Source organism: Jatrophihabitans lederbergiae, assembly GCF_031845305.1.
Lineage (GTDB): Bacteria > Actinomycetota > Actinomycetes > Mycobacteriales > Jatrophihabitantaceae > Jatrophihabitans_A > Jatrophihabitans_A lederbergiae.
Map to the genome: position 1 here is coordinate 1 of NZ_JAVREH010000209.1, position 655 is coordinate 655.

Genomic DNA, 655 nt, shown 5'->3' on the forward strand with positions numbered 1-655 from the left:
CTGATCGCCGCGGTGATCACCGAACTGGCCCGCGACACCGCATCGTGGCACGACCAGCTGCGGCTGCTCGATTCGACACCGCTGCCATGCGCGGCCTCGCGGGAAACGGTCAAACGATCCGATCTGGCCGGACACGCCGGCTACGGTTACTGCGCCAGCCACTCCCGCTTCTTCTGGGGTTTCCGGCTCTACCTGATCGCCGCACCGGACGGGATGCCGATCATCTGGGGGTTGGCCAACCCCAAGATCGGCGAACGCGAGGTCACCCGCGCACTGCTCGAACGCGAGCATCACCTGATCCGCTCCGGGCAGGTGATTCTCGGTGACAAAGGCTTGGCCGGCCGCGAGTTCGAGACCTTCGTCCGCGACGAGCTCGGCGCCCGACTGCTGCGCCCGGACCGACGCAACGAAACCACCCGGCACGGCAAGCTGGCCCGGGTACGGCAATGGATCGAGGCCATCTTCGACACCCTCAAAGGCCAGCTCACCCTCGAAGACCACGGCGGGCGCACCCTGCCCGGCGTCTACACCCGCGTCGCCGCCCGACTACTCGCCATGGCCGCCGCGATCTGGCACAACTGGAAAACCGACGCCCCAGTCAAACGCTCACTGATCGCCTACGACCACTAAACGCCAAACGGACTCACTCATCTAG

Annotated in this window: 1 protein-coding gene; it reads left to right on the top strand. The window is 66.3% G+C overall.

All coding sequences use genetic code 11. The features are described from left to right. Positions 1-630, top strand: a 630-nt coding sequence (locus RM423_RS25020; protein WP_311425741.1) for an IS982 family transposase, incomplete at its 5' end; no start/stop codon positions are given. Between the last annotated feature and the right edge of the window lie 25 nt (positions 631-655).